The sequence below is a fragment of the Marinobacterium sedimentorum genome, assembly GCF_024267675.1.
Taxonomy (GTDB): domain Bacteria; phylum Pseudomonadota; class Gammaproteobacteria; order Pseudomonadales; family Balneatricaceae; genus Marinobacterium_A; species Marinobacterium_A sedimentorum.
Genome location: NZ_JALDYX010000001.1, coordinates 181,300 through 194,417, shown reverse-complemented (window position 1 = coordinate 194,417; position 13,118 = coordinate 181,300). Strand labels below are relative to the sequence as shown.

The 13,118-nt window shown below is 61.0% G+C and carries 16 protein-coding genes; 13 read left to right on the top strand and 3 right to left on the bottom strand.

Going from position 1 to position 13,118, the window contains the following annotated elements; all coding sequences use genetic code 11:
* Positions 1–216: 216 nt before the first annotated feature.
* From nrdR to ribA, 13 genes are all read left to right on the top strand, one after another.
* Complete coding sequence (gene nrdR, locus MRS74_RS00965; RefSeq protein ID WP_254578397.1) at positions 217–693, top strand: transcriptional regulator NrdR; 477 nt, start codon at positions 217–219, stop codon at positions 691–693.
* Entirely contained in the window at positions 693–1,850 is a 1,158-nt protein-coding gene (ribD, locus tag MRS74_RS00960) for a bifunctional diaminohydroxyphosphoribosylaminopyrimidine deaminase/5-amino-6-(5-phosphoribosylamino)uracil reductase RibD (RefSeq protein WP_254578396.1), read from the top strand. Before nrdR ends, ribD begins: the two co-directional genes overlap by 1 nt.
* On the top strand, positions 1,850–2,536 hold the full coding sequence (locus MRS74_RS00955; RefSeq protein ID WP_254578395.1) for a riboflavin synthase: 687 nt from the start codon (positions 1,850–1,852) through the stop codon (positions 2,534–2,536). Before ribD ends, MRS74_RS00955 begins: the two co-directional genes overlap by 1 nt.
* Before the next feature lie 24 nt (positions 2,537–2,560).
* Positions 2,561–3,676: a bifunctional 3,4-dihydroxy-2-butanone-4-phosphate synthase/GTP cyclohydrolase II gene (gene ribBA, locus MRS74_RS00950; RefSeq protein ID WP_254578394.1), complete on the top strand. Its 1,116-nt coding sequence runs from the start codon at positions 2,561–2,563 to the stop codon at positions 3,674–3,676.
* Between the two features lie 12 nt (positions 3,677–3,688).
* The gene (gene ribH / locus MRS74_RS00945) at positions 3,689–4,162 is read left to right on the top strand and encodes a 6,7-dimethyl-8-ribityllumazine synthase (protein WP_026291761.1); all 474 of its coding nucleotides are present in this window, start codon (positions 3,689–3,691) and stop codon (positions 4,160–4,162) included.
* A 7-nt stretch (positions 4,163–4,169) separates the two neighbouring features.
* Positions 4,170–4,649: a transcription antitermination factor NusB gene (nusB, locus tag MRS74_RS00940; RefSeq protein WP_254578393.1), complete on the top strand. Its 480-nt coding sequence runs from the start codon at positions 4,170–4,172 to the stop codon at positions 4,647–4,649.
* Between the two features lie 11 nt (positions 4,650–4,660).
* Entirely contained in the window at positions 4,661–5,662 is a 1,002-nt protein-coding gene (thiL, locus tag MRS74_RS00935; RefSeq protein WP_254578392.1) for a thiamine-phosphate kinase, read from the top strand.
* 14 nt (positions 5,663–5,676) lie between these two features.
* Positions 5,677–6,144: a phosphatidylglycerophosphatase A family protein gene (locus MRS74_RS00930; RefSeq protein WP_254578391.1), complete on the top strand. Its 468-nt coding sequence runs from the start codon at positions 5,677–5,679 to the stop codon at positions 6,142–6,144.
* Positions 6,145–6,219: 75 nt separating this feature from the next.
* Complete coding sequence (locus MRS74_RS00925; RefSeq protein WP_254578390.1) at positions 6,220–6,558, top strand: PBPRA1643 family SWIM/SEC-C metal-binding motif protein; 339 nt, start codon at positions 6,220–6,222, stop codon at positions 6,556–6,558.
* Positions 6,559–6,814: 256 nt separating this feature from the next.
* On the top strand, positions 6,815–7,117 hold the full coding sequence (locus MRS74_RS00920; RefSeq protein ID WP_254578389.1) for a PepSY domain-containing protein: 303 nt from the start codon (positions 6,815–6,817) through the stop codon (positions 7,115–7,117).
* Positions 7,118–7,132: 15 nt separating this feature from the next.
* On the top strand, positions 7,133–7,792 hold the full coding sequence (locus MRS74_RS00915; RefSeq protein ID WP_254578388.1) for a response regulator transcription factor: 660 nt from the start codon (positions 7,133–7,135) through the stop codon (positions 7,790–7,792).
* On the top strand, positions 7,789–9,171 hold the full coding sequence (locus MRS74_RS00910) for an ATP-binding protein (RefSeq protein ID WP_254578387.1): 1,383 nt from the start codon (positions 7,789–7,791) through the stop codon (positions 9,169–9,171). Before MRS74_RS00915 ends, MRS74_RS00910 begins: the two co-directional genes overlap by 4 nt.
* A gap of 157 nt (positions 9,172–9,328) precedes the next feature.
* A complete protein-coding gene (ribA, locus tag MRS74_RS00905) occupies positions 9,329–9,892 on the top strand; it encodes a GTP cyclohydrolase II (RefSeq protein WP_438362312.1) in 564 nt (187 codons plus the stop codon).
* 174 nt (positions 9,893–10,066) lie between these two features.
* Here ribA and dxs read toward each other — a convergent pair whose 3' ends face one another.
* From dxs to MRS74_RS00890, 3 genes are read right to left on the bottom strand one after another with little or no spacing between them, the layout of a single operon-like run.
* Positions 10,067–11,845 (bottom strand): 1-deoxy-D-xylulose-5-phosphate synthase, encoded by a 1,779-nt coding sequence (dxs, locus tag MRS74_RS00900; RefSeq protein ID WP_254578385.1) that lies wholly within the window; start codon positions 11,843–11,845, stop codon positions 10,067–10,069.
* The gene (locus tag MRS74_RS00895) at positions 11,845–12,729 is read right to left on the bottom strand and encodes a polyprenyl synthetase family protein (RefSeq protein WP_254578384.1); all 885 of its coding nucleotides are present in this window, start codon (positions 12,727–12,729) and stop codon (positions 11,845–11,847) included. The genes dxs and MRS74_RS00895 overlap by 1 nt, the downstream gene beginning before the upstream one ends.
* A gap of 3 nt (positions 12,730–12,732) precedes the next feature.
* Positions 12,733–12,975: an exodeoxyribonuclease VII small subunit gene (locus MRS74_RS00890; RefSeq protein WP_254578383.1), complete on the bottom strand. Its 243-nt coding sequence runs from the start codon at positions 12,973–12,975 to the stop codon at positions 12,733–12,735.
* Between the last annotated feature and the right edge of the window lie 143 nt (positions 12,976–13,118).

Genomic DNA, 13,118 nt, shown 5'->3' with positions numbered 1-13,118 from the left:
AACGCAGAGCAATTCGGGTAGAATCCGCAGGCGGCTTTTTAGCCGCCTTTTGTTATATGGGCATTTTGCACAGAGCTTTCGTTTAAAAAGCCACTGTGCAAAAAGTCAGCAGGCAACTTAGGGCACCTTTGCCCGCACCGCGTCCAAGCGCGGTCATACTTTGGAAGTCGCGTGATTACGCCTTCCCACACGCTCTTTGAATGGCAGGATTCTCCTATGCATTGTCCATTTTGCGGCGCCAATGAAACCAAGGTGGTGGATTCGCGTCTGGTTGCCGAAGGGCAGCAAGTGCGACGTCGGCGAGAATGTATCAGCTGCCATGAGCGATTTACCTCCTACGAAGCGGCGGAACTGCTGATGCCGCGTCTGATCAAGGCCGGCGGCATGCGTCAGCCCTTCGATGAAGAAAAACTGCGCGCCGGTGTTCAGCGTGCGCTGGAAAAGCGTCCCGTCGGGGTTGAAGCCATAGAAGCGGCCATTAACCGCATCAAGCTGCGTCTGCGCGCTACGGGCGAACGCGAGGTGCCCTCGCGCCTGGTGGGCGAGACCGTGATGGCGGAACTGCGCAAGCTCGACCAGGTCGCCTATGTGCGTTTTGCCTCCGTCTACCGCAGTTTCCAGGATATCAACGAGTTCAAGGAAGAGATCGACCGTTTGTCTTCCCAGACCGATGCTCCGGAGGGGTCTTCCTGATGCGCTGGAGTTCCCAGGATCATGCCTGGATGGCGCGGGCCATTCGCCTTGCGCGCCAGGGTCTCTACAGCACCGATCCCAACCCGCGGGTGGGCTGCGTGCTGGTACAGGGTGACGAGCTGGTGGGCGAGGGTTATCACCTGCGCGCCGGCGAAGGCCATGCTGAGGTCAACGCGCTGCGCATGGCGGGCGAGCGGGCCCGTGGCTGCACCGCCTATGTGACGCTGGAGCCCTGCAGCCACCAGGGGCGCACGCCGCCCTGCGCCGATGCACTGGTGCGCGCCGGTGTGAGCCGGGTGGTGGCGGCCATGGTGGATCCCAATCCTCAGGTGGCCGGACGCGGACTCGAGCGCTTGCGCTCTGTTGGCATCAGTGCCGACAGTGGCCTGCTGGAAGCCGAGGCACGCAGCCTCAATCCCGGCTTTATCCGCCGCATGGAAACCGGCCGCCCCTGGGTGCGGCTGAAACTGGCGATGAGTCTGGATGGCCGCACCGCCATGGCCAGCGGGGAGTCGCAGTGGATTACCGGGCCCGCTGCCCGGGCCGATGTGCAGCGTCTGCGGGCCCGCAGCTCGGCCATCCTGACCGGGGTGGACTCCATTCTACTGGATGATTCCTCCCTGACAGTGCGCCCGGCCGAGGCGGGTTTCAGTGCCGAAGAACAGGCGGCTATCGGTGAGCGTCAGCCATTGCGCCTGGTGCTCGACAGCCGGCTGCGCATGTCGCCCAGTGCCCGCATTCTGGATCAGCCGGGCCGTACTCTGGTGGTGAGCTGCCAGGACGGGACTCAGGCTGAGGCGGCGGCGCTGGTTGTGCGCGGTGCCGAGCTGCTGTGCCTGCCGGGTGCTGATGGCCGGGTTGATCTTGCCGCCCTGCTGGACTGGCTTGGCGCGCAGCAGTGCAATGAACTGCTGGTGGAAACCGGTGCGACCCTGGCCGGCGCCCTGGTCGCGGCGCAGCTGGTGGATGAAATCCTGGTCTATATGGCGCCCAAGCTGCTGGGCTCGGCCGCGCGGCCCTTGCTGGAGCTGCCGTTCGAACGCATGTCACAGCAGATCCCGCTGCACCTGGACGACATGCGTCAGCTTGGCGCTGATATTCGTTTCACTCTGAATCCGCAGTACCCGCAACAGCAGCCGACACAGGAGCAGCTTTGATGTTTACCGGCATTATCGAGGCCATAGGCCAGATTGCGGCGATCGAGATGTACCAGGGCGATATGCGCCTCTATGTACAGACCCGGGAACTGGATCTGAGCGACGTGAAACTCGGCGACAGTATTGCCACCAATGGTGTATGTCTCACCGTCGTGGCCCTGCCGGGGGACGGTTTCTGGGCGGATGTTTCCCGCGAAACCCTGGCCCACAGCCGCTTTGAAAGTCTGGCGGTGGGAGAGCGGGTCAATCTGGAAAAGGCCCTGATGCCCAGCGGGCGTCTGGGCGGTCATATTGTCACCGGTCATGTCGATGGCGTGGGCCTGATAATGGAGCGGCGCGAAGATGCTCGCTCCATTGTGTACCTTGTACGGGCACCCGGAGCCTTGGCGCGTTATATTGCCCCCAAGGGTTCGATTACCGTCGATGGCGTAAGCCTCACGGTGAATGCCGTGAACGGCGCGGATTTTGAACTCAATATAGTGCCCCATACCGCCGGTGAAGCCATTACCGGCGATTATCAGCAGGGCCGGGCGGTACATCTGGAAGTGGATGTGCTGGCCCGTTACATGGAGCGTCTGCTGCAGTTTGCGCCCGCTCAGGGTGCTGCAGATCGGGCCGACGCAAAGGCACAGCAAGACGGTCTGACGCTGGCCAAACTGGCCGAATACGGATACAGCCGGCGCTGAGGCGCCCAACACGAGAACATATCGATGCAGCTGAATACGACAGAAGAACTGATCGAGGATATTCGTCAGGGCAAGATGGTCGTCCTGATGGATGATGAAGACCGCGAGAACGAAGGCGATCTGGTGATTGCCGCCGAGATGGTGCGGGCCGAAGACATCAATTTCATGGCCACCCATGCCCGCGGTCTGATCTGCCTGACACTGACCCGTAGCCGTTGCGAGCAGCTCAAGCTGCCACTGATGGTACAGAGCAACGGTGCCCAGTTCTCCACCAACTTTACCCTGTCTATCGAGTCAGCCACCGGCGTCACCACCGGTATTTCCGCCGCCGACCGTGCCCACACGGTGCGGGTGGCGGTACGCGGTGATGCGGTGCCGGAAGATATCGTTCAGCCGGGGCATATTTTCCCGCTGATGGCACAGCCCGGTGGTGTGCTGAGCCGTGCAGGGCACACTGAAGCGGGCTGCGACCTGCCGCGTCTGGCCGGGCTGTCGCCGGCCTCTGTGATCGTCGAGATCATGAACGAAGATGGCACTATGGCGCGTCGCCCCGATCTGGAAAAATTTGCCGAGAAACATGGCCTCAAGATCGGTACCATCGCCGACCTGATTCACTACCGCACGCTCAACGAGCATACGGTAGTGCGTGAAGACGAAGGTGTACTGCCCACCGAATTCGGTGACTTCAACTTTGTGACCTATCGCGACGAAATCCAGAACTGCACCCACCTGGCGCTGACCCAGGGCGAGATCAGCGCTGTGGAACCGACCCTGGTGCGGGTACATATCCGTACCGAAGTACTGCGCGATGTGGTGGGTGCCTGCCCCGGTGATACCGTGAAATGGACCATGCGCCGTGCGCTGCGCAAGGTGGCGGAAGAAGGCCGTGGTGTGGTGCTGCTGCTGGATGTGGGCAGCAAGATCAACCTGGGCACGGCATTGCAGCAGATGCTGCAGGGGCCTAAGAAGTCCAAGGTGAATGTCAGCTCGTCCGGTGCCTATCTCACCGTCGGCACCGGCTCGCAGATTCTGCGTGATCTGGGCGTGGGCAAGATGCGCCTGCTCAGCTCGCCGATGAAATTTAATGCGATCTCCGGCTTTGATCTGGAAATCGAAGAATACATTCCATACGAAGATTAAGTGGGACTGCCAATGTCTGTGAAAGTATATGAAGGTGATTTTGTGAGTGGTGCCGGCAACTACGCCATCGTGGTCGGTCGTTTCAACGCTTTCGTGGTTGAAAGCCTGCTGGAAGGCGCGCTCGATACCCTGAAACGCCACGGTGTGCAGGAAGAAAACATTCGCGTGATTCGGGTGCCGGGCGCATTCGAAATCCCGCTGGCGGTACAGCGCGTTGCGGCGCAGAAGAAGGACGATGCCATCATTGCCCTGGGTGCCGTGATCCGCGGTGGTACGCCGCACTTTGAATATGTGTCCGCCGAAAGCTCCAAGGGCGTGGCTCAGGTCGCCATGGAATACAATGTCCCGGTCGCAAATGGCATTCTGACCGTTAACAGCATCGAGCAGGCGATAGAGCGCTCCGGCACCAAGGCCGGAAACAAGGGCGCGGAAGCGGCCTTGTCAGCGCTGGAAATGGTCAGCCTGCTGCGACAACTTGAGGTTTAAGCGCAACATGTCCGACGCTCCTGCTCCTACCCCCAACAAGCGCAAAAAGGTTTCTCTGACAGAGAAACGCCGTTCCGCCCGCAGCTTTGCGCTGCAGGCGGTGTATCAGTGGCAGATTGCCGGTCAGCCGCTGACCGAAATTGACGCCCAGTTTCGTGTCGACAATGACATGAAGGATACCGATGTGCAGATGTTCTCCGAACTGCTGCACGGTGTGGCCAAGTCCAAAACTGAACTGGATAAAGCCTTCGAGCCCTATCTGGATCGTGCGGTCAACGATCTGGACCCCATCGAGCTTGCGGTGCTGCGTATCGGCGCCTACGAGCTGATGCAGCGGGTTGAAGTTCCCTACCGCGTGGCGATCAACGAAAGTGTTGAGCTGGCGAAGATCTTCGGTGCCACCGAGAGCCACAAGTACGTCAACGGTGTGCTCGACAAGCTGGCTCAGCGTGTGCGTTACGCTGAAATCCGCGCCCGCAAGGGCTGACGGACAGCGCCTTGGACGAGTTTGCGCTCATAGGACACTACTTCAGCCGCCTGACCGATACCGACGACAGCATTGTCGTCGGTATCGGTGATGACTGTGCCCAGGTGCGGGTGCCGCCGGAGATGGATCTGGTGCTCTCAATAGATACCCTGGTTGAAGGCACTCACTTCCTGCCGGGAACCGATCCCGGGCATATCGCCAGCCGGCTGATGGGGGCTGCGGTCAGCGATCTTGCTGCCATGGGAGCGCAGCCGGCCTGGTTCACCCTGGCGCTGACGCTGCCTTGTGCCGACGAGGCCTGGCTGGCGGCTTTTTCCGCCCAGCTGGGGTGCTGCGCGCGGCGCTTCGGTATCCGGCTGGTGGGCGGTGATACCACCCGCGGCCCGCTGACGCTGAGCGTGCAGGTCCAGGGGCTGGTGCCCAGTGGGCGCGGGCTGCATCGCAGCGGCGCCGCTGTGGGCGATCTTGTCTGTGTGTCCGGCACCCTCGGTGACAGCCGTGCAGGGCTGGATATCCAGCTGCGCCCCGAGGTTCAGCCTGATCCGTTGCCGGCCAGCAGTCAGGACCTGCTGCAGCGTTTCTTCGCCCCCGAGCCCAGGCTGTCGACCGGGCTGCTGATCGCCGATTACGCCAGCAGCTGTATCGATATATCCGATGGGCTGCTGGCGGACCTGGGGCACATTCTCAGGGCCAGTGATGTTGGAGCCCGTATCGAACGGTGGCAGCTGCCGCTGTCCGAGGCGCTGCTGGCTTACTGTGACCGCGAGCAGGCGCGGGACTGGGCGTTATGCGGTGGTGAAGACTTTGAACTCTGCTTTACCGTGCCGGCCGCACGCTGGGCTGCCTTGCAGCATGCCCTGCGGGAACATGGGGTAGCGGTCAGCTGTATCGGTGAAATCATGCCGGCGACGGCTGGCCTGCGGCTGGAAAACAACGGCGTCGCGGTGACGACCGAGCCTTCCGGTCAGAGCCATGCCGGTTACAACCACTTTGCCCGGAACAGTGGCGTCTGATACAAGGAATAGCTATGCAGCGGTTGGCGGTCTGGCGTAATCCCGTTCATTTTCTGGCGTTCGGCTTTGGCAGTGGCCTGGCGCCAAAGGCACCCGGCACCTTCGGCACCCTGGCAGCGATTCCGCCCTATCTGCTGATGACTCTGCTGCCTGTGTCTGGCTACCTGCTGGTGGTGGTCGTGGCGGCGGTGCTGGGTATCTACCTGTGCGGTCGCACGGCGCGGGATATGGGCGTACATGACCACCCCGGCATCGTCTGGGACGAGTTTGTCGGCTTCTGGATCACCATGTTGTTTGTGCCTGTCCAGTGGTACTGGATACTGGCAGGTTTTGCACTCTTCCGGCTGTTCGATATCTGGAAGCCCTGGCCCATACGGGTGGTCGATCAAAAGGTAGAGGGCGGCTTTGGCATCATGCTGGATGATGTGCTGGCCGGGATCTATGCGCTGCTGGTATTGCAGCTGCTGCTGTACGTGTTTTAGCCGTCTGTCGTGTCTTGCCGGTTGTTAGCTCTCTGAAATTTCGCAATTTAATTCTTTCTGTACAGGTTCAATATAATGTCTGACAAGTTTTTCTTTAAAGGTCGTCAAACCCCCAAGCCCAAGCACTCGAGCTTTGGCTTTAACACCAAGCGCGCTGCAAAGCCCGGGACTGAAGATGCACCGCTGATGCTGTCAGTGCAGAGCGAGGCTCGCAAAACCGAGGTTGAAGCCATTTTGCTAGAGCATCAGCTGGTCGCCACCATTACCGTTGACGCGCAGGTCGATGAAAATATTACAGATTTGCTGAGCATGATTAATACGCCGAAAACTGTGAGCCTGGAGAGCAAGCCCAACCGCAATGATCCCTGCTCGTGCGGTAGCGGCATCAAGTATAAAAAGTGCTGTGGTGCTTAAAGCGCGATTTGAGTGTTAAGCAGACCGGCGCCAACCGATGCGGGGCGCAAGGTGGTTTTTTTGTCAGTGACAGAGTGTTTGCGGTAAGTTTTTTCGGAGTTGTCCAGGCGGGCCTAGCGCTTTTTGACGGGGGCGCGACGGTGCACAGATCCCGGATTCAGTCTTGTTTCAGACAGGCAACGTAGTCTGCAGGCTGAACAAGAGCGGCCTGACCTGAGCGATCTAGCCCGGTATCAGCGCGTCGATCGGAGGGCCCATGAAGAAACCTCAATTGCTGTTTTTCGCGGCATTGCTGCTCAGTGCCACGCTCAGTGCCAGCGCCCTGCAGCCCCTGCGGCTGGATGTGGAGGCCTGCCGCAAGCTGGTGGAAGCCGGTGAAATTCTCTCGATGATGGATCTGATGGAGCGGGTCGAACAGTTGTCGGGTGGTCAGCTGCTCGACAGCGTGCTGCTGCAGACCGACACTGTCTATATCTATGAACTCGAAGTGGCCGGTCCCGACGGTGTGGTGCGCATGTTGCATATCAATGCCCGCTCGGGCGAGCTGGTTGATTTCTGACGGAGTTACTGACCGATGCGTGTACTGCTGGTAGAGGATGACCCGGCACTGGGTCCGGATCTGAAGAGCGAACTTGCCCGTAGCGGTTATGCGGTCGATCTGGTTGATAACGGTGTGGATGCGGAAGCCGCCGGCTACGAGGATATCTACGATATAGCCGTGCTCGATCTGGGGCTGCCGGGGCGGCCGGGACTTGAGGTGCTGCACAACTGGCGCAAACGCAAGAATGCGCTGCCGGTGCTGATTCTCACCGCACGTTCAGCCTGGCAGGAGCGGGTCGACGGCTTTGAAGCCGGCGCCGATGATTACCTGTGCAAGCCCTTTCATACGGAAGAACTGCTTTTGCGCATGAGTGCACTGCTGCGCCGGGTGCATCAGCAGGCAGGAGCGGCGCTGGAGGTTGCCGGTCTGTTGCTGGATGAGAAGACCCAGTCGGTGGTGCCCCAGGGGCAGGCACCGGTCAGCCTGACCGGCACCGAATACCGCCTGCTGCGCTACTTCATGCACAACCCGGCCCGGGTGCTGTCCAAGCTGCAGCTGGTGGAGCACCTGTATGATGACGCCGTTGAAAACGACAGCAATGTTATCGAGGCCTACATCAAGATGTTGCGCAAGAAGATCGGCCATGACCGCATCGAGACCCGGCGCGGCCAGGGTTATGTTTTCCGGCCGTGAAATCGATTCAGACCCGCCTTAACAGTGCCTTTGTGCTGATTACCCTGGCACTGTGCCTCATTCTCTGGGTGTCCTACAGCTGGTTTCTGCGCCAGACCGCCTACGATTTTGTCAATGCCAGCCTTGGCAGTGAAGCCTATGTACTGCTCAAATCCGTCGAAATGGACGATAGCGGTGGCTGGCGTATCAATGCGCAGTATGTCGCGCCTGTCTACGAACAGCCGATGTCCGGCCACTATTTTCAGTTTCAGGTGGGGGATGACCCCAAGTGGCATTACTCGCGCTCGCTGTGGGATGAAAGCATTCCACTGGAAGGCGGGGAGTTTGTGGGAAACCAGGGTCTGCGGCTGCTGAAAAAGCATGACAAGCCCTGGCTGGTGCGCGAAGAGGTTTTCACCAAGGACGGACGCCGGCTGCGCATGCTGCTGGCATCGGACGTCAGCCATATTGAATCGGGGCTGGCGCGCTTGCGCTGGGGCATGATGCTGGTGGTGGCACTTTTTCTCGGTGCCATGCTGCTGGCCCAGATACTGGTGATTCGCAGCGGGCTGCGCTCACTGGTGCGGGTAAGTGGTCAGCTAAATCAGCTCAAGCAGGGTGAAATACGTAAGTTGCCGGAGGCCGATACCGTTGAGGTGGAGCCGCTGGTTACCGAGATCAACTATCTGGTCAAGAGCATGGAGATGCGTCTGACCCGCTCGCGCAATGCGCTGGGTAATCTGGCCCATGCCGCCAAGACGCCGCTTACAGTGCTGGATCGTCAGATCGAGGCGCTGCAGCGTATCGCGCCTGAACAGGCGGAGGCGCTGCGTGAGCAGTCCAAGCAGCTGCGTGATCTGATGGAGCGCGAATTGCGTCGGGCTCGTATCGCCGGTGCAGCCCTGCCGGGGCACCGCATCTACCTGCAGCAGGAGCTCGACAAGCTGGTGCGCACCATGCACGCCGTGCATCGCGACCGCCAGCTGCAAATCGATACCCAGATCTCGGCCACCAGCTATTTTCCCGGCGAGCGGGATGACCTGGTGGAGTTGCTGGGCAATCTGCTCGACAACGCCTGCAAGTGGGCGCGCAGCCGGGTGCGGGTCAGCGGCATGATGGATGAACACTGCCTGGATCTGCGCATCGCCGATGATGGCCCGGGTGTGGCAGCGGATCAGCGCGAGCGTTTGCTGCAGCGGGGCGAACGGCTGGATGAATCCCGTGCCGGCCACGGTCTTGGCATGAGCATCGTGGCTGAGATTGTGCGTCAGTACGGCGGTGAGCTGGACCTGCAGCGGGCGGATCTGGGCGGGCTGGAAGTGCGGCTGTTGCTGCCGCGCCGCCAGGGCATGGACCTGTCTGCCAGTTTGCACCGGGATAGTGCAGCAAGCCCCTTGTAAAAGCGCCGGTTTGCCTCCATTTAAGGGAAATCATCCAAACGTCGCCTGACGTGAAGGCTGCTGTTAAAATGTGCGCCTTCGTTCGCTGAGGATCGGGTCTGTGTCAGTTAAATATGTTGCGTCGTCCAAATTGCCAACCCCCTGGGGGACCTTCACCATGGTGGGTTTCGAGGACGAAAGCAGCGGCAAGGAACATGTCGCCCTGGTTTTCGGCGAAGTGGCCGGCAGCACGGCGGTGCTGGCGCGGGCCCATTCCGAGTGCCTGACCGGCGATGCGCTGTTCAGCCTGCGCTGTGACTGCGGCTTTCAGCTGCAGGAAGCGCTCAAGCGCATCAGTGAAGAAGGCAGTGGCGTGCTGCTGTACCTGCGCCAGGAGGGGCGTGGCATCGGCTTGCTGAACAAGATCCGTGCCTATCATCTGCAGGATGGTGGTGCCGATACGGTGGAAGCCAACGAACAGCTGGGTTTTGCCGCCGACATGCGTGATTACAGCATGTGCCTGCCGATGCTGGAACATCTGGGCGTGCAGCAGGTCAGGCTGATGACCAACAACCCGCGCAAGGTGAAGGCGCTGGAACAGTATGGTGTGCCTGTGTCCGAGCGGGTACCGCTGCAGGTGGGCAAGAACCGCCACAACGAGCAGTACCTTGCTACCAAGATGGGCAAGCTGGGTCACATGATGACCGAGCATCACTTTCGCGACGACGAAGAAGAAAACTGAGCGAAAGCCGGTCGCTTTCGGCGCCCGGTCTAGCTTTAGCCAGCCGGAAGTCTTTCGCTGCGTATTCCGGCCGGGCCCTGTAAAAGACAGGGCCAGGCCGGTTTAGTGAGGTTGGGCTTAGTGTCGCAGCGCCCACCTTAGGTGTTCAGGTTGGGGTCGGTCGATACGTCCGTTTCAGGCTTTCAGTCTTGCTTCAATTCGCCGGACAATCTGCTCCGCACTCAGTCCGCAATCCACTAACTGCTCTGCCCGCGAGGCGTGTTCGATCCAGCGATCGGGTACACCCAGGCTGAGCAGATCCCCGCCTAGGCCGCTGGCCTGCAGATATTCCGCCACTGCTGAACCCGCACCTCCCTGTACCGCGTGATCCTCCAGCGTGACCAGCAGGCTGTGGTGGGCGGCGAGCTCAGAAATACGGCTTTCATCCAGCGGTTTCACGAAACGCATGTCCACCAGGGTCAGATCCAGTGCCTGGGCGGCGGCTTCTGCCTGGGGCAGCAGCGGGCCGAAGTTGAGCAGTGCCGCGCGGCTGCCCTGTCGCAGGGTTCGGCTCTGCCCCAGCGGGATTTGCGTCATGCTGTCGCCAGGCACCAGGCCCGGGCCGCCACCGCGGGGGTAGCGCACCGCCGCAGGCCCCGGGTGCATATAGCCGGTATACAGCAGATCACGCAGTTCCTGTTCGTCCGAGGGCGTCATGATCAGCATGTCGGGCAGGGTGCGCAGGCAGGCGATATCAAACAGGCCGGCGTGGGTGGCGCCGTCTTCGCCTACCAGGCCCGCTCTGTCCAGCGTCAGCAGTACATCGAGTTGCTGGATGGCGATATCGTGTACCAGCTGGTCGTAGGCGCGTTGCAGAAAGGTAGAGTAGATGGCCACTACCGGCTTCATGCCGCCGCAGGCGAGCCCGGCCGCCAGCGTCAGGGCATGCTGCTCGGCGATGGCGACATCGAAGTAGCGCTCTGGGAAACGTTTCGAAAACTCGATCAGATCCGAGCCTTCGCACATGGCCGGCGTGATCGCGACCAGTTTGGCGTCGCCCTCGGCCTGATCACAGATCCAGCGGCCGAATATATTGGCAAACTTAGGCCTCGCCGGCGCACTGGGTTTGATCACCGGTTCTATCTTGGTGATGGCATGGTATCCCACAGGATCCGCTTCGGCCGGGGCAAAGCCTTTGCCCTTGCGTGTCACTATATGCAGGAACTGCGGGCCCTGGGCATTCAGCACCCTGTGCAGCGCCGGCAGCAGTGCGTCCAGGTCATGCCCGTCGAGCGGGCCTGTGTAGGCGAACTCGAGGGCTTCAAACAAGGGGGCTGCAACATTGCTGTCGGTGCGGTGCTTGAGGTTCTTCGCCAGATAGGTGGCCAGCCCGCCTTCATTGTGGGAGATCGACATGTCGTTGTCGTTCAGGATTACCAGCAGGTTGGCACCGGTGTGGCCAGCATGATTCAGTGCCTCAAAGGCCATGCCGGCGGTCATGGCGCCATCACCGATGACGGCCACGGAACGGTGTTTGCGCCCCTGCAGCCGGTCGGCCAGGGCCATTCCCAGGGCGGCGCTGATGGAGGTACTGGAGTGGCCGGTACCGAAGGCGTCGCAGGGGCTTTCGGCGCGTTTGGGAAAGGGTGCCAGGCCATCCTGCTGGCGCATGCTGAACATCTGCTCGCGCCGGCCGGTGAGAATCTTGTGAGGGTAGCACTGATGGCCCACGTCCCAGATCAGGTGATCCTGGGGTGTATCGAGGCAGTAATGCAGTGCGACTGTCAGCTCGATAACGCCAAGGCCGGCGCCAAAATGACCACCTGTCTGGCCCACGCTGTAAAGCAGGAAGGCGCGCAGCTGCTCTGCCAGCTCCGGCAGCTGAGCGGGGCGCAGCTGGCGCAGCTGCGCCGGGCTGTCGATGCTGTCGAGTAGCGCAGTCATGGGGCGCTGCAGCGGGATCTGTTCAAACATCAGTGATCCCGTTTGACGATATAGTCGGCCAGGGCGCGCAGCGGGTCGGCCTCGCTGCCAAAGAGCGCCAGCGCCTCAATGGCCTGGCTATGCAGCTGCTGCAGTTTTCCCCGTGCCCCGGTGATGCCGAGCAGTGCCGGGAAGGTCGGCTTGTTCTGTGCCAGATCCGAGCCCTGGGGCTTGCCCAGGGTCGCCGTGTCGCCTTCGATATCCAGGATGTCGTCCTGTACCTGGAAGGCGAGACCAATGGCATCGCCGAACTGGCGCAGCGCCTCGTAGCGCTCGCCGCTGTCGACCCCGGCGGACAGGGCACCCAGCTCCACCGATGCGGTGAGCAGGGCACCGGTCTTGTGGCGGTGCATCTGTTGCAGCTGTTCCAGCGTCAGGCTCTGGCCGACATGGGCCAGATCGAATGCCTGCCCGGCCACCATGCCCTGATCGCCCGCGGCTCGTGCCAGTACGGCCAGCATGCGTAACTGCACCTGTGGCACCAGTTCGGCCTGTGGTTGTGCCAGCCACTCGAAGGCACAGCATTGCAGCGCGTCGCCGGCCAGTATGGCGCAGGCTTCGTCAAAGGCGATGTGGCAGGTGGGTTTGCCACGGCGCAGATCATCGTCATCCATAGCCGGCAGGTCGTCATGCACCAGCGAGTAGCTGTGCACGGCTTCCATGGCGCAGGCCGGTGCGTCGGCCAGGTTCAGCTGTCCGCCGAGTAGCTGGTTGCACAGGTAGATCAGCCCCGGGCGGATGCGCTTGCCACCATTAAACAGGGCGTAGCGCATGGCTTGCTGCAGGCGGGGCTCGATGCTGCGGTGTTGCAGGCGGCTATCAAGCGCGCTTTCGACGCGCAGGCAGTACTGTTGCAGCAGGGAATTCAGAGCCACGGATCAGGCGTCCTCGGGGTCGGTGAAGGGGACTGTTTGCAGCTCGCCGTCTTTTTCTACCAGCATCCGCACCTTCTGTTCGGCCTGATCGAGGATACCCTGGCAATCGCGGGTCAGGACGATGCCCTGTTCAAATGCCTGCAGTGCATCGGCCAGCGGCATATCGCCCTGTTCCATGCGGTTCACCAGCTGCTCAAGCTCGGTCAGCGAGGTTTCGAAGTCTGGAGTCTTTTTTGTGCGTGGCATCAGGTTTACCCGTGATCAATGAGGCGTAAAAAGTACTAGAGCATAGCTACAGGGTCAATCCGGCCCGCAGGCTCGGATCGGGCAATCGCTGCACAGGTGTGCTCGATTAAAATTCTGTTATCATGCTGCGTAGCCGATAATAC